Below are 20,770 nucleotides of genomic sequence, written 5' to 3'. Positions count from 1 at the left end.
CTTTTGTCTATTTTATACAAAGAGATTTTTTTGATGATAAATCTTGTTCTTTTTATTATTGATTATCTTCTCATTTTCAATTTGAAAAGCATACGATAAGAGGACTGGAAAAGATGAAGATATTTATGACCGTAACATTTATAATACAACTTACATTAGCAAAAGCAAAAATAGAGTCAGGGATAACCAATGGACTTGCAAGATACACTGCATAATGTGAAAATAACATATATAAACAGCAGCCACAGCGAAAATAATTCACAATAAAAAAGGCTTGCAGACTTTGTATCTGCAAACCTTTTTATTTTTATTTATATTTTCCTGCAATATCAATTCTGGTAAGTGCCTTTTTAAGTGCAAGCTCCGCACGAAGCATATCTACGGCAGGTTCGCCGCTCTTAAGCCTGCGCTCTGCTCTTGTCTTTGCTTCATTTGCCCTGTTTACATCTATCTCGTCAGGCCACTCGCAGGATTCGGCAAGGATCGTTACCTTGTCTTTTGTGATTTTTACAAATCCGTCATGAAGTGCCGCTTCTTTGTCACCGTCTGACTTCTTTATGCGAAGCACACCCGGTTCAAGAATAGCCGTAAGCGGAATGTGTCCGGCGAGTACACCGATTTCACCCTCCGTTGTCTTCATTTCCACCATATCGATGTCTCCGTCAAAGAAAACTCTGGTAGGTGATATAATCTGAAGATTAAACTTCTTTTCAGCCATAATACACCTCCCGAACTATTTAGAATTCATTCTCTCAACAACTTCATCTATAGTTCCTGCATTGAGGAAAAGATTTTCAGGTATATCATCATGTTTTCCTTCAAGGATTTCCTGAAATCCTCTTATAGTTTCTGCTACAGGTACATATTTACCGGGAAGTCCGGTAAACTGCTCTGCTACATGGAATGGCTGAGAAAGGAATCTCTGAATCTTTCTTGCTCTGTTTACGACAATCTTGTCGTCCTCTGAAAGTTCGTCCATACCTAGGATTGCAATAATATCTTGTAATTCTTTGTATTTCTGTAATATTTCCTGTACTCCACGGGCAACTTTGTAATGCTCCTCACCGACAATATGCGGATCAAGTATGCGCGATGTTGATTCAAGCGGATCTACCGCAGGGTAAATTCCAAGCTCAACGATTGAACGCGAAAGTACCGTTGTGGCATCAAGATGTGTGAATGTGTTTGCCGGAGCCGGATCAGTAAGGTCATCGGCAGGTACATATACCGCCTGAACTGATGTGATGGAACCTTTCTTTGTAGATGTGATACGCTCCTGCAAAGCACCCATCTCCGTCTGAAGTGTAGGCTGATAACCTACGGCACTAGGCATACGGCCGAGAAGTGCTGAAACTTCTGAACCAGCCTGTGTGAAACGGAAAATGTTGTCGATAAACAAAAGTACATCTTTTCCCGATCTGTCTCGGAAATTTTCTGCCATCGTAAGTCCCGTAAGAGCAACTCTCATACGCGCTCCAGGTGGCTCGTTCATCTGACCGAATACCATTGTTGTCTTGTCGATAACCCCTGACTCGATCATTTCGTAATAGAGATCATTTCCCTCTCTTGTACGCTCTCCTACACCGGTGAATACTGAATATCCACCATGCTCCTGAGCGATATTTGTGATAAGCTCCTGTATAAGTACAGTCTTACCAACTCCTGCACCACCGAAAAGACCGATTTTTCCACCTTTCTGATATGGGCAGAGAAGGTCAACGACTTTGATTCCTGTCTCAAGGATTTCTGTCTGTGTTGACTGCTCCTCAAAAGCAGGTGCTTTTCTGTGAATAGGGTCATATTCAACACCTTCCGGTGTCGGTTTTTCATCTATAGGATTGCCAAGTACATTGAACATTCGTCCAAGTGTCTTTTCACCGACCGGAACTGATATAGGACCACCGGTAGCAATAGCTTCCATTCCTCGTACCAGTCCGTCTGTCGGACCCATGGCAATACAGCGAACAGTATCATCACCAAGATGCTGCGCTACTTCTACTACAAGTTCTTCACTGTCTTTGAGAGGAACTTTGATAGCGTCATTGATTTCAGGAAGTTTTCCTTCTGAAAATCTGACATCGAGAACGGCACCGATGATCTGTGTAAGTTTACCTGTATTTAATTCTGCCATCTCTTTTTCCCTTCTTAAAATTTATTATCTTTCGGACAATATCCAATATTTATTTAGATTTTGACCGAAAAGTTTTGCAGTTTTTTCAGCAATATTTTTTAAATCAGTTATTTATATATAATTTGACAGATAAGTTTGAACGCTAAAGTCAAATTTACAAATAATCAACAACCATAATCAATCAACTTGACATAATTTAAGAAATAGCCGATGCACCTGCAATAATCTCCGTAAGCTCCTGAGTGATAGATGCCTGTCTTGCTCTGTTATATTTAAGTGACAGGTCACTTATCATGTCCTCCGCATTACTTGTCGCTGAATCCATCGCCTGCATACGGGCACCGTTTTCGCTGGCGTGTGCCTCCACAAGTCCTCCATATATAAGACTGTTTATATATTTTGGAATTATGGCATCGAGTGCCTCCTCAGGTTCCGGCTCATAATTCATAAGCGTAAGCTTGTCTAACGGACTCTGGTCTTCTTCCTGCTCAGATACTATATCCTCTGCATCAATAGGAAGAAGTTTCATAAGTGTTGGAATCTGAACAACAGTATTTTTAAAGATAGTGTAGGCGATATAAATCTCACCTATCTCACCCTTGACAAACTTGCCAAGTACATCTTTTCCAATGCCTGTCGCATCACTGTAAAGCGGCTCGTTCATAGCCTCCGAATAATCGCCTGCTATCTCGTAGCCCTGACGCATAAGGGTATCTCTGCCCTTTGTTCCAACAGCATATATAAGTGTATTTTCTTTTTTAAAGCGTTCATCATGTGTCACAAGTTTTACTACATTTGAATTGTAACCGCCTGCAAGTCCCCTGTTTGATGTAATAACAATAACAGCCTTTTTGTCTGACTCGCTTTTCTTTAAAAACGGATGTGACAACTGGCCTGACCTTGCTATCATATCGGCAACAGTCTCATACATCGTATCAAAATACGGCTTTGACAACTCTGCTCCGACTTTCGCCTTTTGCAGTTTTACAGATGATACAAGCTTCATAGCCTTTGTAATCTGCCCTGTACTCTGGACACTTTCCTTACGCCTTTTTATATCTCTCATTGAGGCCATATTATCACACCTCTCTATCTGTTCTTAACGAACTCTGCCTTGAATTTTTCGATTGCCTGAACAAATCTTTCTTCCATATCTTTTGAAAGTTCACCGGTCTCTTTTATCGTACCCGGAACTTCAGGATACTTCTCATCGATGAACTGTAAAAGACCTTTTTCAAAGTCGGCAATATCTTCAAGTTCAATATCTATGAGATATTTATGTGTTGCCGCATAAATACTGATAAATTCATGCTCAACAGACATAGGATTGTAGTTGTCCTGTTTTAATACCTCACGGATTCTCTCTCCCTGTGCAAGCTGTGCTTTTGTCTCAGGGTCAAGGTCTGAACTAAACTGCGAGAATGCTGCAAGTTCTCTGTACTGAGCAAGCTCGATACGGATAGAACCTGAAATCTTCTTCATGGCTTTTATCTGTGCAGCTCCACCTACTCGTGAAACTGAAAGACCGGCATTTACGGCAGGACGGAAACCTGAGTTGAACATCTCTGTCTCAAGATATATCTGTCCGTCTGTTATTGAGATAACATTTGTAGGAATGTATGCTGATACATCACCTGCCTGTGTCTCAATGATAGGAAGTGCTGTAAGTGAACCTCCTCCAAGCTTGTCTGAAAGGCGTGCTGCTCTCTCAAGAAGTCTTGAGTGAAGATAGAATACATCGCCCGGATATGCCTCTCGTCCAGGTGGACGCTTTAAGAGCAATGCAAGTGTACGGTATGCTGCTGCGTGCTTTGTAAGGTCATCATAGATTACAAGTACATCCTCGCCATTTTCCATCCATTCTTCACCGATGGCACATCCTGAATATGGTGCAATATACTGTAATGGTGCAAGTTCGCTGGCTGTTGATGCAACTACTGTCGTATAGTCCATCGCACCGAACTCTTCAAGTTTATTTACAAGTGCCGCAACTGTTGATGCTTTCTGACCTATGGCAACATAAATACACTTAACACCCTGACCTTTCTGATTGATGATGGTATCAATGGCTATCGCCGTCTTACCTGTCTGGCGGTCGCCTATGATAAGCTCACGCTGTCCTCTTCCGATAGGAACCATCGAGTCAATCGCCTTGATACCTGTCTGAAGCGGTGTATCTACCGATTTTCTTGAGATAACACCTGATGCAACTCTCTCAATCGGTCTTGTTTTTGTTGTCTTTATCGGACCTTTGCCATCTATAGGCTGTCCGAGAGAATTTACTACTCGTCCGAGCATTTCATCACCAACCGGCACCTCGACAACTCGTCCTGTAGTCTTTACTATATCGCCCTCGTTGATATTTTTATGGTCACCTAAGAGTACGGCTCCGACATTGTCTTCCTCAAGGTTTAAAACCATGCCGTAAATTTCATTTGGAAATTCCAGCAACTCGCCCTCCATAGCCTTTGCAAGACCATGAATACGCGTAATACCATCGGCAACCTGTATAACAGTACCCGTATCTGCGACTTCAAATTTGGTACTGTACTGTTTAATCTGTTCTTTGATAACCGAACTGATTTCTTCAGGTTTCAAATTCATGATACTCTCGCACCTTCTTTCGATTTAATTTAGTTTGACAAACGGACTTTTGACAATTCTCTTGCCATAGTCTCAAGTTTTGTCTTTACGCTGCTGTCCACGATCCTGTCACCGATGCGTATAACCATACCGCCTATAAGTGACTCATCCACACTGTACTTTGCAATTATCTTTTTGTACTGTGTAGTTGTAAGCAGCTTGTCTTCAACCGCCTTTTTCTGTGCTTCACTAAGCTCTACGGCGGATTTAATCTCAGCAGTTCCTATTTTTTCTGCTTCATGTACTCTCTCAACAAAATAGTTCAAGATTTCTTCTATCTTTGAAAATCTTCCCTTTTCCACGATGACCGTAAGGAAACCGACCATATCATCAGACACTTTGTCTTTGAAAGCACTTTCTATCATGGCTTTCTTTTCTTCAACGGGAATTCTAGGATAGCCTATTATCTTTATATACTCTTCGTTTTCTTTCAGCACATCAAGTACAGCTTCCACTTCCTCGAGATGGCTTTCAAGCTTATCTTCCTCAGCCGCCACCTCAAAAAGTGCGTCACCGTAAGTTTTGGATATTAGCTTAGCCATGTCTCTTCACCCATCTCTTCCAATGTATCTGCGATAAGCTGTGACTGTTTTTCTTCATCAAGAGAAGATGCCACTATCTTTTCAGCCATAACTGTTGCAACAGATACCATTTCTTTCTTAACATCATCCTTAACCTTAGACTTTTCAAGTTCTATGTCATGATTTGCCCTGTCAACAATCCTTGCAGCTTCTGCCTTAGCCTCGTCCACTATCTCGTTTTCTCTCTTGACAGCGTTCTTTCTCGTCTGGCTCAAAATCTGTTCTGCTTCTTTATCAACAGCCTTAAGTTTTTCATCATATTCTGCCTTAAATTCAATGGCATCCTGTTTTTCTTTTGCTGCTTTTTCAAGCTGTTCTTTTATATATGCCTGTCTCTTTTCAAGAAGATCCCTTGCAGGATTGAAAAGAAGATGTGACAAAAGAAGAAACATTGCGAACATTGCAAGTATTGTGATAGCCGAATCCACAAGAAGCTGTGGGTCAAGACCAAATATATAATCTCCAAGTCCGTCACCTGCTAAAGCAACCTTTACCAAACCATTCACTTTACAGCCTCCTTTCTATTTTAACTCTTTCCAGTTCCTTCGCTTTCCCGAAAAAACTCCCTTCTTGAACTATCGTTCAAGAAGTATCCTTCGCTTTCAGCTCAGTCTATTTAAGTTTGCCATAAAGAGGGTTAGCAAATAAGAGAATAAGGGCAACTACGAGTCCGTAAAGACCTGTTGTCTCTGCTACCGCCTGTCCTAAAAGCATTGTTGACATGATGTCACCTTTTGCTCCCGGATTGCGTCCTACTGCTGATGCACCATAACCTGCTGCGATACCCTGACCTACACCAGGTCCGATACCTGCGATAACTGCAAGACCTGCACCGATTGCAGAGCCCATTAAAACTAAACCTTCGTTTGTAATATTCATTGTTCTTCCTCCTCAAAATAAATATAATAATTGTTATGCGTCTTCTCCTATCGCATCTGCGACAAAGCACATAGTCAGCATACAGAATACATATGTCTGAATGCATCCTGAGAATACATCAAGATATACATGCAATGCTGCCGGCCATACCAAAGTAAGCACTTTTGGCAACAAACCATAGATAAGTCCCATCATTACGGTACCTGACAGGATGTTTCCGAAAAGTCGGAGAGACATCGATACAGGTGTTGAAAATTCACTGATAAGATTCATTGGGAAAAATAAGAAAATCGGTTCAAACAAACCTTTTATCTTGCCCATCTTCTGGTACTTAAATCCATTGTACTGAATCATCACCCATGTAATAACGGCGAGCGGAAATGTCACACCAAAATCCGCTGTCGGCGGTCTTAAGCCTAACAATCCTGATAAGTTGCATGTAAGTATAAACAAAAACAAGGCACTTACATAATTTCTAAACTTCACGGCATTTCTAGCTCCCATTGAGCTTGCAACCATTCCATCAAGTTTTTCAACTATCAGTTCGACCACATTTAAAAACGGACCGGGTGCTTCTTTGGGATCTGCTTTCTTAATCGCATGGTTTGCAAACAAGGCAAAAACAAGCAGAAATGCCATGACGATTATCATTGATATATGCGTCGTCGTAAGATAGACTTCGTGTCCGAGAAACATAAATTTCTTGTCAGTATATCCTCTGATAAAGAAGTCTACTTCACCGCCTGCCAGCAGTGCCTTACTGTTTACCCATGACATATTTAAGATGTCACTTCCCACATTCTCATCCTCCTTCTTTATTTTTTATGACTATCTTAGTCATTACAACTATAGTCATGAAAATATATTTTTATGTTCAATGCACAACTCAACACCTTTTATCATAAATTCACGCAATTTTTTTGCATATAATGCTGAATACCTATGCATTTTATATCACGCAGGCAAATGAACAAAAATAACAAATATACTCTCATCACCATAGTTTCTTATATGTCAGTTCTCATCCCACTCTTTTGACACTGGCAATAAAACGGTGCACATACGGCTGCATATAAGCAGTCATCTTCACACCCATAAGCCCTAATACAACACCTATAGGATGCACATAACTGTACCATATCATCGACACCATAAGAACTGCCACCATTATAAATGTTCTCTGAAATGCAGATTTTAATGTATGTTTTCTTGCATTTTCCGGGTCCATGTCAAGTGCTATGTCAAGATGTTTATACATATGGTATATTATCCCTGCTGCCGCAAATGCCCCAGCCAGAACACCACAAACAGCCGCTGGTTTGTTTTCTGCTATAAAAGCAAGCATAACCAAAACCGGCAGCGACCATATAAACACTCCTATAATCATTTCTTTTAAAATCTTTTTCGCTTCTCGCATATTTTTATTTTTCTACCTTTTCCTATCTCTATTCCAGCTTCCATCTATATTTATCATTATATTCATTAACACTCTGTATTGCAAAACTTTTGTTTCACATATTTATATTTAGCTCAAAAATTCTGTCGTGTCTTATGTTCCGGATACCTCTTTTTCTTGCCCTCCATAACATCTGAAAAATCCTCGTCCGGATGTGTATTTCTATAATTTTTCAAATCTTCCATATATTGAAGCTTTTCATTTTCTTTCTTTTTATCTGATGCATAAAATGATTTTGTAACCATATATACACTTCTAAATCCCGAGCCAATGCCAAGCACAAGCAAAATAGGGAATATAATATCTATACCCGTCAGCCTGTTCAACCACACACCTAAAGCTCCGCACAAGAAAATCGGAACCATCATAACTATTCCTAACTGCGTAACCATCATCATGCTTTTTAAAACTTTTCGACTATCTTCTTTCAAAATCTTCCTCCATAATCTACATATCAAGCCTTGGCATTAGTTGGGTCAAAATAAATTTTGACCCCAACATCATAATATATCTATATATCTCTTATATTATTTCTACATATGTTTTATTATAAGTTATCATTAGACAAAAGTCCACCCACAAGGTAAATTTTATCACTTAATCGGTAACAGTTCAGCCATAAAAAGATAATTGGCAATACAATGAGCTTGTTCATTGTATTGTTAAGTAGCTTTTTATGGTAGAATAGCCTTTCATTTCTGAAATGAGGGCAAAGCCCTCGCGAGCACGCTCAGATGGAACAAATTTATTTGTTCCATCCTCACTTTGCTTTCGCGTAAATAAACAAAAGCTGCAAAGCAGCGACTGACAGCTCGCTGGCAGGTTTATGAATGTAAGAAATGCAAGGCTGAACTGTTACCTTAATCGTAACAGTTCAGCCCTGAAAAGAGAATTCATCTCTGAAATCAAGCCAACACCCCTATGACCTTGCTCGGATTACCTTTTACTTCTCGAACTCAGTCATATGCTCCCTGAATCTCAACGGAAGATTTCCCGTTTGCAATTTTTTATTTTCTCTCTCCTTGACAGCTATATTTTCAAAAAATACTTTCCATAAGTCTGAGTATTCCTCTTCCGTCTCATTCAGTTCTTTAAGCCGTTGTTCCTCATTCTCACTTAATAGTCTTACTTCCCACTTTCCTCCTGCTTCATGGAAAACTGCCTTGTGATGCCTTGCATCATATATAATAAACCACTCACTGTTAAACCTGTCCGCAAAATGATTTGCTAAATGTGCCACAATATCGTGTTTTGGCTCTATCACACTTAAAAGAAGCGGTGGTTTGTGTATAACTTCCTTAAATCTCAACACCTCAATATACCGATACGCTTCATTTTGGACACTGCGTACAAGCGTAAACATATCCGCAACCTCCTGAAACTGAACCGCCATGACAACCTTTGCCCCAAGAGTAAATCCATATGTGATAAACTGATATATCACATCTCCCCTGCCGGCATCTCCGCTCACTATTGCTTTCATGACATACTCATATGCTTCATGCGAAATCTTTTCCTTAATCGCATCAAGAACAGAATTCATCTTCTTTATGGAACTCTCCACATCTATATAATCCGCAAACAGCTCCATGCTATACATATAATCAGCAGACTGCGGCTGAATTTTAATATACTTATGACCATACCCTGATATACCTGCTTCATATATGGCACTAAAAATGCCCACTTCATCATCCGCACACCTGTATATGCGTACCCTCTTATCTCCCATAATGATTACGGCTCTCCTTTCTACCTAAGTTGGAAATCATCAAACAGTGTAAGCTGCTTATAAGTAATATCCGCCCCAAAACCTCTCATCACATCGCCCTCATTAGTAACAAGACTCCTCGTAATATAATCTTCATCCACTTTAAGAAAATCATACATCATCTTTCCGTTGCAGGTTATAAAAAATACGGCACGCTTTAAAACAACACCTATTGTCTTTAACGAATTAAAGTCAAGACTTCCCGACTTTCTCGCACGGACTATGCGCCCTGCCGACTTGACTCCTATCCCCGGTACTCTGAGAAGAGTGTTGTAATCTGCTTTATTTATCTCTACCGGAAAATCCTCCAGATGTCCTAATGCCCAGTCACACTTAGGGTCTAAGAAAGTATTAAAAAACTGTCTTTTTTCAGATAAAAGTTCATTTGCCTCAAAGCCATAATATCTCAGGAGCCAGTCTGCCTGATAAAGTCTGTGTTCTCTGCGAAGCGGCGGTCCTACCGCCTGTGCCGGAAGTGTACTGTCATTATTTACATTGATAAATGCAGAGTAGAATACCCTCTTTAAATCAAACCTTTTATAAAGTGCTTCAGATACAGACATTATCTCGTAATCACTCTCACCTGTCGCTCCAATTATCATCTGTGTGCTCTGTCCTGCCGGAACAAACCCTCTGCTTATATCAGTCTTGTTCCACATGGTAAGTGCATTTGTGCCGGTCTTATGTTCCTGCATAGACAAAATATCCGTTTTTTCAATCTGCTTTTCCGACTTTCTGCCTTTAAAATCTGCATTTAATATTGCATTTTTTCCTGTGTCCATCGATAAGTTATATGTTTTGTCATTACTGCTTTTATGAATGTTTTTCTGTTCTTCAAATCTATCATTTCTCCCACCTATTAAACTGCTATCAGGTGTAATCTTATGTTCCTCAATCTCCATACTCCGTCCCAAACGCTTTGATGTGTACCAGTACGCACTCCTATTGCCGCCTTTCATCCCTAACATTTCCCTGCTCTGTGCCATACCCGACTGTATCTGACGCATCGGTGTAAGTATGTTTTTTCTGCTCTTGTTCGGAGCAAGTTCTTTAAGACCTGCCTCTGTCGGAAGTTCAAGATTGACACTCATCCTGTCTGCATACCAGCCCGCAAGTTCAACAAGCTCCTGTGAAGCTCCCGGAATAGCCTTGCAATGTATATAGCCATTAAAATGGTGTACTACCCTAAGGTCATGAAGCGTTTTACAGATAAGTTCCATCGTATAATCAGGAGAATATAAGATACCCGAACTCAAAAACAATCCCTCTATATAATTTCTCCTGTAAAACTCCATTGTAAGCCTGCACACCTCCTCAGGTGTAAAAGAAGTCCTCGGAACATCATTTGATACACGATTTATACAATATCTGCAATTATAAATGCACTCATTTGTAAACAATATCTTAAGCAACGACACGCATCTTCCATCTGCCGCAAAGCTGTGGCAGATACCACACGACATTGCATTTCCTATCTCACCCTTGATGCCGTCACGCTGCACTCCGCTCGAAGTACAGGCAACATCATACTTTGCCGCATCTGATAATATCTGTAATTTCTTCATAAGATTTGTATCACTCTCAAAAACCATGTAACCGACCGCCTTTCTCGAACTTTAGTTCCCGAACATTTGTTTATATTTTATCATCACATAGCTTAACTGTCAATCACCATTTATTACCATTATGACTATATCTATATTTCAAGCGGATATTCACAATCCGCTGTGCTGCCTGCTTACAACACTATCACAACATATCAAAATGTACTTTTGCCTCTCCTGATATCAAAAAGTATCCCCACCACTTACTTCTCTATGCAATAAATGTTAGGGACTTTATTAATAGTGTCAAACATTTTGTAACAGTTCAGCCTTGCATTTCTTACATTCATAAACCTGCCAGCAAGCTGTCAGCCGCTGCTTTCCAGCTTTTGTTAATTTCATGCAATAAATGAAAGGCTATTCTACCATAAAAAGGTACTTAACAATACAATGAACAAGCTCATTGTATTGCCAATTATCTTTTTATGGCTGAACTGTTACAACTTTTTTTTGACATATCACACATATATACTGTAGAATACCATAGAAAAGTAAGTAACAGTTCTAATAAACATAACACTTGCAAAATCTTGACAGATTTACAAGATTGTAATGATATAGCAAATAATATAAGCAGACATTCCGTCGTCGCCAGCACTTGGGCAATGTTTTTTATTGACCTATGTACTGCTGCGAACGACGGCATAGCGAGAGCGTGCCTGCGTTATTATTGTTATATCATTACAATCAGCACAACTTTCAACTGATTTTGTAAGCACAACAAACTTTAGGGGGGACATCATGAAAAAGAAACTATTGTCAAAACTGCTCGTCTGCACACTTGCCTTACAAAGTGCATTTGCATCGACTGTATCTATGCCTGCAAACACCAAAAAGGCATCTGCCGCACTGACCGGAAAAAGTCCGTTCACAAGCTCCACTTATACACATAATGATAATTTTAGCGGATATAATATATATCACGGAATTGATGTTTCTAAATACAACAATAACAACGGCACTATTGATTGGAACAAAGTCAAAAAAGCCGGAGTTGACTTCGTAATTGTAAGAGTAGGCTACAGAGGTTACGGAAAATCAGGCACTCTCTGTACTGATCCTTTCTATAAAACAAATATAGAAGGTGCTCTTGCCGCCGGCATAAAGGTCGGTGTTTACTATTTTACCGAAGCACTCACGACAGCCGAAGCTAAGGAAGAGGCCAAATTCTGTATAGATAAGATTAAAGATTACGATATTACACTGCCGGTTGCCATCGACTATGAATATCCGACCGACGGCTCCAAACCGGTCGGCAGAATGTATGATGCCAAGTTAAGCAAATCCGCTGCAACAGCTAATGTAAAAGCATTTTGTGCCGCCGTTAAGGATGCCGGATATACACCTCTTGTCTACGCAAACAAGAGCGACTTTTCAAGCCTTATTGACGGTGCTTCAATAGGCAAATCATATAAAGTATGGCTTGCAAATTACACTACAAAAACAACTTATGCAAACAAATATGAATACTGGCAGTACACAAGCTCAGGAAAAGTCAATGGTATAACAGGAAAAGTTGACTGTAACTTCTGGTACACAAAGAGTAAACTTGATGACACAAGCTCAACACCCGCTCCGGCAGCAACAAACACACCAAAGCCAACTGCTTCTCCAACGGTCAAACCGACTGCTAAGCCTACCGCAAAACCTACTGTCAAGCCAACGGTTAAACCGACAGCAAAACCGACAGCAAAACCTACTGCTAAAGCAACGGCAAAGCCGACTGCTAAACCTGCCGGCACCAAAATGACAGCACCAAAGAATTTCAGAGCTGTTTCCGGCACAAAAGCAATCACTTTAAAATGGACAAAAAGCAGTAATGCTGCCGGATACCAGATATTTAGAAAAAACTTTTACGATGGCAGCTACAAAAATGTTAAAATAATATCAAATGTAAATACGACAACTTATAAAGACACAAAAGTAACAAACGGGCATGAATATTATTATAAAATAAGAAGCATAAACAAAACCGCTTCTGATACTACATACAGCAATTATGCTTCACTCACGGCTTCCGCTTCAAAGAGTCGTGCAGGCATAACGCAAGCAAAACACAAACTATTGAAAAAACCTTCGGCACAGTCAGATGCCTTTAGAACGCTACCTAAAAATTCAATAGTTGAATATCTCGGTAAAACGGTTTACAAAAACAATACAACATTTATCCATGTAAATTATTATATTAAAGGCAAAAAAAACAGTGTTTATCTTCCCGCCGATGCAAAACTTAAATATTATAAGGGCGGCACCGCTAAACAGGCAGCTAAACTTTACAATAATTTAAGTTCACTGACAAAGCCAAAAGTAAAAATACCTAAAGGTTCGTATCTGGCTGTGCTCAAAACTCAAAAGGCGGGTAAAGTCAAGTTTTATAAAGTAAGATATTCTGACACAAAGAAATCTTATGTGGGATATGTTAATGCAAAGTATGTGAAGTAAAATTGAAGATAAGATTATCTGAAAATATTCTAAAGAATAAAAAATTTTATTATAAAAAAGAGCAAAACCAGCGTTTTGCTCCTGCAAGAATTGCTTCGCAATTTTTGTTGGCACCGCATTGCGTTACAAGCATTTTCCTATGCATTAAAAATAAGAGAGTGCAATACTAAAAATTGTTGCACTCTCTTTTATATTTTTTAATATTAATGTTTTTTATAAATTACATATCAGTTTATTTATAATCAAACTTAAATACCGTAACTGACATAGGCGGAAGATTTAACTCTATTGAGTATTCTTTTTTCTCACACTCAATCTTTTCTGCTTTTACTACCTTTTTAACATTCACGCCTGTTCCGCCAAACTTCTCATCATCTGATGAAAGTATCTTTGTATATTCACCTGCACAAGGCACTCCTGTACGATATTCCTCATACTGCACCGGTGTAAAGTTGCAAATAAACAAAAGCTGCTCTTTCGCAGAACTTCCACGACGCACAAAACTTACAGTGCTCATATTAGCATTATCACAACTCATCCACTCAAATCCGATAGGCTCACAGTCATTTACATACATGGCATCATATTTTTCATAAAGTTTGTTAAGCTCTCTTACATATGCCTGCATCTTCTGGTGCATATCGTAGTCAAGAAGTTCCCAGTCAAGACTTCGCTTCTCGCTCCACTCCCTGAACTGTGCAAATTCCTGTCCCATAAAAAGAAGTTTCTTTCCCGGATGACCATACATAAATCCATATGCCGTGCGGAGATTTGCAAATTTGTCCTCGTACTCACCCGGCATCTTTTCTATCATTGAACCTTTTCCGTGAACAACTTCATCATGAGAGAGAACCTGAATAAAGTTTTCACTGTATGCGTACTGCATACTAAATGTAAGTTTTCCATGATTGTTTGCCCTGAAATAAGGATCAAGCTTCATATATTCAAGGAAGTCGTTCATCCATCCCATATTCCACTTGAACAGAAATCCAAGTCCATTCATTGAAACAGGTGATGTAACACCCGCCCATGCCGTTGACTCTTCGGCTATTATCTCTGTTCCCGGACACTGTTTTTCAAACTGCTCGTTCATATGTCTGAAAAGATTTATGGCATCATAATTTTCATTGCCACCCTTTTCATTTGGAAGCCACTCGCCGTCATCCTTTCCATAATCAAGATAAAGCATTGATGCAACCGCATCAACTCTAAGACCGTCTACATGGAACTCCTTGAGCCAGAAAAGTCCGTTTGCGATAAGGAAGTTTTCGACTTCCCTCTTGCCATAATTGAAGATATAAGTTCCCCAGTGCGGATGCTCTCCTCTCCTCGGATCAGGATGCTCATAAAGCGGCTGTCCATCAAATCTTCCCAGACCATGCTCGTCCTTTGGAAAATGTGCAGGAACCCAGTCAAGAATTACATGAATACCTTTTTCATGCATATAATCAACAAAATACATGAAGTCTCTCGGCGAACCATATCTTCTTGTAGGTGCATAATAACCTGTCACCTGGTATCCCCATGAGCCATCAAACGGATGCTCGGCAATTCCCATAAGCTCGACATGAGTATATCCCATCTTCTTAACATACTCTGCAAGCATAGGTGCCATCTCACGATAAGTATAAAATCCATCTTCCGTACCGTCATCTTTCTTGTGCCATGAACCGATATGAACTTCGTATATAGCCATAGGCTCTTTGCGAAGCGTATTTCTGTCCTTCTTTTCACGCTCACGCATCCATTTAGTATCATTCCACTTAAATCCGCTTATGTCTGCGACTACAGATGCGTTTGCCGGACGAAGTTCAGAACAGTTTGCATACGGATCTGCTTTCATCAGAACTTCACCTGTTCTTGTAAGTATCTGGTATTTATAAATTGCTCCCGGCTCAACACCCGGAATAAACAGTTCATAAACACCTGAAACCTGAAGTGTTCTCATATGATGTAGCCTGCCATCCCACATATTAAAACTTCCTGCCACACTTACCGCCCTGGCATGAGGTGCCCATACCGCAAAGTATGTTCCTTTCACACCATTTATCGTCATAGGATGTGCACCAAGTTTTTTGTATATCTCGTAATGCTTACCCTCCGCAAAATAATATAAATCTTCATCACCAATCTGCGGTTCAAAACAATATGGATCTACATATTCTATAACATCATTCTCAGAATATTGAACCTTTACCTTATATGGTGCTCTGTAGTTTTTTCTCGGAATATATTTTCCAAAAAAACCTGAACCCTCACCAATTTCCTCTAACTCAAGTTCATTTTTCCCTGACATATCGGTTATAAAAACTCTTTCAGCTTCAGGTCTGTAGACCGTAAGAACCTGACCTCTGCCAAAGCTGTGCAATCCCAGTAAATTATGTGGTGCATTATGTCTTCCCTCAAGCAGCTCATCATATTCAACCCAGTTAATCCACTGGTCCATTTTTTCCTGCATACGCTTTCCCCCGAATCTTTTTAACATGAACAGCCATATATGGCTGTCCATGTTATTATTTTTAATTTACATTTGCAAAACACTTTAAATATCTAAACTTTTTAATATTCTGCTGCATTTTTAAATGCCGTTTAATAATATTGAGATCAAAAAGCATTTTACCCTTTTATTATGATGTTTGGGACCAAAAAGCATTTTGACCCTTGCATCTTGTTGTTTAATTAGATAAGGTCATCAACAGCCTTTGCCATCTGCTCTGACTTCTTATCCGCATCTTCAAGAGATGTTCCGACAACTCCATAGTAGAATTTAATCTTTGGCTCTGTTCCTGATGGTCTTACACACATCCATACATTGTCTTCCATATCAAAGTAAAGTACATTTGACTTAGGAAGTCCCGTAGGTTTAACCTCACCTGTTGCAAGGTCTGTAATAGTATCAGCCTGGTAATCTCTGAATGAAAGTACCTTGTGTCCGTTAATCTCCTTAGGAGGATTTTTACGAAGGTCTGACATAATCTCCTGAATTTTTGCAAGTCCCTCGATACCTTTCATAGTAACGGCCTTCACTCCGTCCTTGCAATATCCGTATCTCTCGTACATTGCAATCATGGCATCCCAGAGTGTCATATTCTTTGTCTTGTAATAAGCTGCTGCCTCACAGAGAGCCATAGTCGCAACGATAGCATCCTTATCCCTTGCATGAGTACCGATAAGACAGCCATAACTCTCCTCAAATCCAAAGAGATATGTACCCTTGCCTGTTGTCTCAAAATTAAGTATCTGCTGTCCGATATACTTAAATCCTGTAAGAACTTCAATAAGGTCTACACCGTAATATTTCGCAATCTCATCTGCAAGATTTGATGTAACGATAGTTTTGATAAGCTTTCCGTCCTCTGGAAGTCCCTTTGTCTCCTTAATCTGTGAAATCTCATAATCAGCGAGAAGGCAGCCTGACATATTTCCGGTAAGAGTGATATACTCGCCTGATTTTGTATCTTTTACATAAACACCAAGTCTGTCCGCATCGGGGTCAGTTGCAAGAACAAGGTCTGCATCCTTTTCTTTTGCAAGTTTGAGTGCAAGTTCAAATGCCTCTGCTGCCTCAGGGTTTGGATAACTTACTGTCGGGAAGTCTCCGTCAGGAAGTTCCTGCTCAGGTACAACATAAACATTCTTAAATCCAAGTTCCTCAAGGACACGCCTTGCAGGAATATTTCCAGTGCCATGAAGTGGAGTGTAAACAATCTTAAGCTTGTCCCCCATCTCCTTAATGCTGTCCCAATGGATAACCTGTTTTTTAAGTTCTTCAATATATTTGTCATCAATATCTTTGCCAATCTGCTGATACAATCCCTGTTTAACGGCATCGTCTTTTGACATTGTCTTGACTGTGTTGTAATCCGTAACTGCCTTAACCTCGTCCATTATACCTGTGTCATGAGGTGGTGTAATCTGTGCTCCATCCTCCCAGTACACCTTGTAACCATTGTACTCAGGTGGATTGTGGCTTGCGGTAACATTGATACCTGCTACGCATTTAAGCTCTCTTACAGCATACGAAAGTTCAGGTGTAGGTCTGAGTGACTCAAATACATATGCTTTAATTCCATTGGCTGCAAGGCAGAGTGCTGCTTCATCTGCAAACTCAGGTGACATATGGCGTGAATCGTATGCGATAGCAACGCCCTGTGACTGTTTTCCTGCTTTTATAATATAATTTGCAAGTCCCTGTGTAGCCTTGCGGACTGTATAAATGTTCATACGGTTTGTACCTGCACCTATAACACCTCTGAGTCCGGCTGTACCAAACTCAAGTTCCTGATAAAAACGCTCCTTAATCTCGTTATCATCATCTGCAATAGCCTTAAGTTCAGCTTTTGTCTCCTCGTCGAAATAAGGGTTTGCAAGCCATGACTCATAAATCTCTTTGTAATCCATCTTGTATATCCTCCTCTTTCTGCTCTTTTATTTGAAATTATATATTTGATGCCGGGGTCAAAATATCTTTTGACCCCGACTGATGCAATGGTCCGCTGTCGCTTTTGACCTTTGCATCATACATTTATGATACTGCAAAATCTGTCATATAGAGTTTGCTTTGTATCTGTTTAGTAAAATTTTAAAAACAATTTTATTTATCTGCATCCTCGATAAGTTCTGAAAATGAAAGTTTTACATTTTTGTCATCATCAAGAATATCCACCGAATAACTTTTTGTCACATAACCACTTTTACTCAATGTAATAGTCTGTGAACCTATAACCTTTGTAAATTTACACGGAACTATGCCTTTATAAACATTGTCCAGATAAACCTCCGCACCCTCAGGTGCCGTCACCGATATGGTATGGTTGCTGTCTATCTTTTTAGTTTTAGTCTTACTCTTGCTCGTCGCTGCCGCAGTCGCCTGGGGTTCTGTCGTTTCAGACGATGCCGTGCTCTGCGGAGCACTCGTTGCCGCTGACGCCGTATCAGAGGTTTCCAGACTTATATTTATAGTCTTGCTTGCCTCTGCAACAGTAAGCTTTCCATTATATGTACTGTATCCGTTAAGGCTTGCGGAAACTGAATAAGTCCCATAATTAAGTGCTATTGGTTTGCTGTAATCAATCTTAGTACCATTTATATACAAATCTGCACCTATCGGGTCAATATTAAACTTAATGCTTCCTACATTTTTTATACTATTTCTGTAGTCGCTAAAATCAAGAGTGCTCTCTTTATTATTTTTTATACTGACTGTCTTTGACGCTTTTGCAGTTCCTTTGTTCAGGGTAACCCTGTAATTGCCGCAGCTCACTGTTATAAGCATATTATTTGTCACCGGTAAAATTATGTCATCATCAATATTTATCATACCACCGATGAAATCCTTATAATTTAACAGCCTCAAATAGCCATGTCCCTCTGTCCTTATAACAGAATAGACCTTATACCCTATCCCACGCACCGTAAGTTCATCAGCCTCACTAAGCTCCACCATTTCAATAGCCTTGTTACCCGATGTGCCAAAATATGTCTGTTCTGAATACTGATATAATTCATCGGCAACTTCCATTGATGACTCAGATGTATCAAAAGAAAACTTGTCCACATTTTTATACTCCCATGCGTCCTCAGGCACTTCCATAGATACAAGCTTGGCATCGCTTGTCCTATAGGTAGTCTTCATGATCATTCCCTGTTCAAGTTCATCCCCGTAAATATCCTGCTTATACTTATCCTTAATCTCTGCCGTATCATCATAATTTATGATAGTGTCAACATCTGTGTCAATCTCCCTTACCGAAAGCTGTTTCAGTTCCTTGTCAACACTCGTGATAACCCCTGTAAAAGACTGTGCAGCCATAGGCTTAGCCGTATCCTGCACTTTGTTTTGTGAATCGCTTTTATTTGCACATCCACACATCATTACCACCAAAAATACAAGGCACACACACCGTTTAATAAAACCGGTCCCTATTTTCTTGTGCATCTTAAAATGCCCCTCCTAATCAAAAAGTCACTGCACAGTCATAAGACTAATACACTAATCCTTATTTCTGAACAACTTGTTTTACTCAAACCCAAATTGTCGTATGAAAAATACTGCATCAGCGGCATTTTTCATACTGTACTATTTGATTATAACTCAAAACCACTTAAAAAAAAAGTCAAACTCTTAAATCTTTTATCTTAGCGATAAATTTTTGTCTGTCAGGTTCCTGTGCCCTTATTTTTTCAAGTTTTTCATAATTTTTTTCGGAAATCCATGTCTTTTTTCCATTATAATAAAAATTAACCAGTTTCCAATACTTTTCAGGATAGAGTAACAGTGCATGCAAAACTTCCATTTCACCGGGTTCAGGCTCTCTTTTTTTAATATATTCCTCAACGATAGAAACTCCAAGCTCACAGTTCCATCCGTTTTTCTCCATAATTTTTCTAATCCAGTCATATAAATCTGTCATTTGAAGTCCCACCGCAGATTTTTCAAAATTTGATGTTATTATATTTTCCCTGCTAAAAAAAATATTATGATAATTATAACTTCCATGAATTATCCTGTTTTCACTTATTGTCTTCTCACATAACTCATCTATGCCGCATCTTTGTATATATTCCAAAGCCTCTACTCCCTGCTCATAAAACTCTCTAAACGAATTGAGTATGCTTATCTCCATATGATTTTTCTGTTTTTTTGCCTTGATATAACTGTTCACACGCTTCATTTCATTATTATGTTTCTTAAACAAAGAAACTATATCTATTCTTGATGTATTAAATTTTGCCTCAGATTCATCAGGCAGTCTCATACATCTATGTAAATATGCAAGATGCCCCGCCGCCATACGGACCTCACTTTTATCTCTCACATCACAATCCTGTGCCTGAAACCATCTTCTTACGACCCACTTCCCGCCACACGAATCCTCGCTTATATATTTCTCTAAATTATTTTTCAAAGCAAAATCAGCAAATTCATAGCCATTTTTATAGAGACATTCTTTTACACTCTCCTCAAACAAAATCCTCATCTCATCCCTAAGATATGGTTTTACAACATAAAATTCATCCCCACTTTCTACAACCACTGAACCCCTCACGCGTCTTTTTGCCTTTATATCAAGCTCATACTGTTTAAGCACTTCGTCAACTTTTTCATCCATTCCCATAAAAAACACCTCCATAACATACCTTGACTTATATACATTTGTATCTTATTCAAGTTATGCTATGGAGGTTTAAAATAGAACTTTTTACAGTCGTCATATCAATCGGATATTCGCAATCCGCTCTGCGGCTTGCTCATAACACTAT

The 20,770-nt window shown here is 39.5% G+C and carries 17 protein-coding genes; 1 reads left to right on the top strand and 16 read right to left on the bottom strand.

All coding sequences use genetic code 11. The features are described 5' to 3' along the window. Positions 1 to 307: 307 nt before the first annotated feature. The 12 genes from atpC to DWZ63_RS09985 all read right to left on the bottom strand — a co-directional run bounded on the left by atpC (position 308) and on the right by DWZ63_RS09985 (position 11,053). Complete coding sequence (gene atpC, locus DWZ63_RS10040; RefSeq protein WP_022013162.1) at positions 308 to 718, bottom strand: ATP synthase F1 subunit epsilon; 411 nt, start codon at positions 716 to 718, stop codon at positions 308 to 310. A 15-nt stretch (positions 719 to 733) separates the two neighbouring features. Next, positions 734 to 2,131, bottom strand: a complete 1,398-nt coding sequence (gene atpD, locus DWZ63_RS10035; protein WP_118499745.1) for a F0F1 ATP synthase subunit beta — start codon at positions 2,129 to 2,131, stop codon at positions 734 to 736. Positions 2,132 to 2,327: 196 nt separating this feature from the next. Next, entirely contained in the window at positions 2,328 to 3,206 is an 879-nt protein-coding gene (atpG, locus tag DWZ63_RS10030; protein ID WP_055946468.1) for an ATP synthase F1 subunit gamma, read from the bottom strand. A gap of 14 nt (positions 3,207 to 3,220) precedes the next feature. After that, positions 3,221 to 4,735, bottom strand: coding sequence for a F0F1 ATP synthase subunit alpha (atpA, locus tag DWZ63_RS10025; RefSeq protein ID WP_022013165.1), 1,515 nt, complete (start codon positions 4,733 to 4,735; stop codon positions 3,221 to 3,223). A gap of 29 nt (positions 4,736 to 4,764) precedes the next feature. Beyond that, entirely contained in the window at positions 4,765 to 5,316 is a 552-nt protein-coding gene (locus tag DWZ63_RS10020) for a F0F1 ATP synthase subunit delta (RefSeq protein ID WP_022013166.1), read from the bottom strand. Continuing rightward, entirely contained in the window at positions 5,304 to 5,861 is a 558-nt protein-coding gene (atpF, locus tag DWZ63_RS10015; protein ID WP_022013167.1) for a F0F1 ATP synthase subunit B, read from the bottom strand. The genes DWZ63_RS10020 and atpF overlap by 13 nt, the downstream gene beginning before the upstream one ends. A 106-nt stretch (positions 5,862 to 5,967) precedes the next feature. Then, positions 5,968 to 6,234, bottom strand: a complete 267-nt coding sequence (gene atpE / locus DWZ63_RS10010) for an ATP synthase F0 subunit C (protein ID WP_022013168.1) — start codon at positions 6,232 to 6,234, stop codon at positions 5,968 to 5,970. Between the two features lie 33 nt (positions 6,235 to 6,267). Next, positions 6,268 to 7,032, bottom strand: coding sequence for a F0F1 ATP synthase subunit A (gene atpB / locus DWZ63_RS10005; RefSeq protein WP_022013169.1), 765 nt, complete (start codon positions 7,030 to 7,032; stop codon positions 6,268 to 6,270). A gap of 223 nt (positions 7,033 to 7,255) precedes the next feature. After that, the gene (locus tag DWZ63_RS10000) at positions 7,256 to 7,651 is read right to left on the bottom strand and encodes an ATP synthase subunit I (protein ID WP_118499744.1); all 396 of its coding nucleotides are present in this window, start codon (positions 7,649 to 7,651) and stop codon (positions 7,256 to 7,258) included. 113 nt (positions 7,652 to 7,764) lie between these two features. Further along, positions 7,765 to 8,121, bottom strand: coding sequence for an AtpZ/AtpI family protein (locus DWZ63_RS09995; protein WP_022013171.1), 357 nt, complete (start codon positions 8,119 to 8,121; stop codon positions 7,765 to 7,767). A gap of 512 nt (positions 8,122 to 8,633) precedes the next feature. Then, positions 8,634 to 9,422: a TIGR03915 family putative DNA repair protein gene (locus tag DWZ63_RS09990; RefSeq protein WP_118499743.1), complete on the bottom strand. Its 789-nt coding sequence runs from the start codon at positions 9,420 to 9,422 to the stop codon at positions 8,634 to 8,636. A gap of 20 nt (positions 9,423 to 9,442) precedes the next feature. Then, complete coding sequence (locus DWZ63_RS09985; RefSeq protein ID WP_118499742.1) at positions 9,443 to 11,053, bottom strand: putative DNA modification/repair radical SAM protein; 1,611 nt, start codon at positions 11,051 to 11,053, stop codon at positions 9,443 to 9,445. Positions 11,054 to 11,806: 753 nt separating this feature from the next. Between DWZ63_RS09985 and DWZ63_RS16130 the strand changes: the two genes are divergently transcribed. After that, positions 11,807 to 13,507, top strand: coding sequence for a GH25 family lysozyme (locus DWZ63_RS16130; protein WP_118499741.1), 1,701 nt, complete (start codon positions 11,807 to 11,809; stop codon positions 13,505 to 13,507). A gap of 232 nt (positions 13,508 to 13,739) precedes the next feature. Here the strand turns inward: DWZ63_RS16130 and glgB are convergent, their stop codons facing one another. From glgB to DWZ63_RS09960, 4 genes are all read right to left on the bottom strand, one after another. Further along, positions 13,740 to 15,965, bottom strand: a complete 2,226-nt coding sequence (gene glgB, locus DWZ63_RS09975; protein WP_118499740.1) for a 1,4-alpha-glucan branching protein GlgB — start codon at positions 15,963 to 15,965, stop codon at positions 13,740 to 13,742. A 221-nt stretch (positions 15,966 to 16,186) separates the two neighbouring features. Continuing rightward, a complete protein-coding gene (locus DWZ63_RS09970) occupies positions 16,187 to 17,908 on the bottom strand; it encodes a phospho-sugar mutase (RefSeq protein WP_022013176.1) in 1,722 nt (573 codons plus the stop codon). 193 nt (positions 17,909 to 18,101) lie between these two features. Continuing rightward, on the bottom strand, positions 18,102 to 19,445 hold the full coding sequence (locus DWZ63_RS09965) for a PEGA domain-containing protein (protein ID WP_118499739.1): 1,344 nt from the start codon (positions 19,443 to 19,445) through the stop codon (positions 18,102 to 18,104). Between the two features lie 178 nt (positions 19,446 to 19,623). Continuing rightward, positions 19,624 to 20,625, bottom strand: coding sequence for a hypothetical protein (locus DWZ63_RS09960; protein ID WP_118499738.1), 1,002 nt, complete (start codon positions 20,623 to 20,625; stop codon positions 19,624 to 19,626). Between the last annotated feature and the right edge of the window lie 145 nt (positions 20,626 to 20,770).

Source organism: Clostridium sp. AF34-13 (assembly GCF_003477845.1).
GTDB lineage: Bacteria > Bacillota > Clostridia > Lachnospirales > Lachnospiraceae > Butyribacter > Butyribacter intestini.
This window is presented reverse-complemented; position numbering and strand designations above follow the sequence as displayed.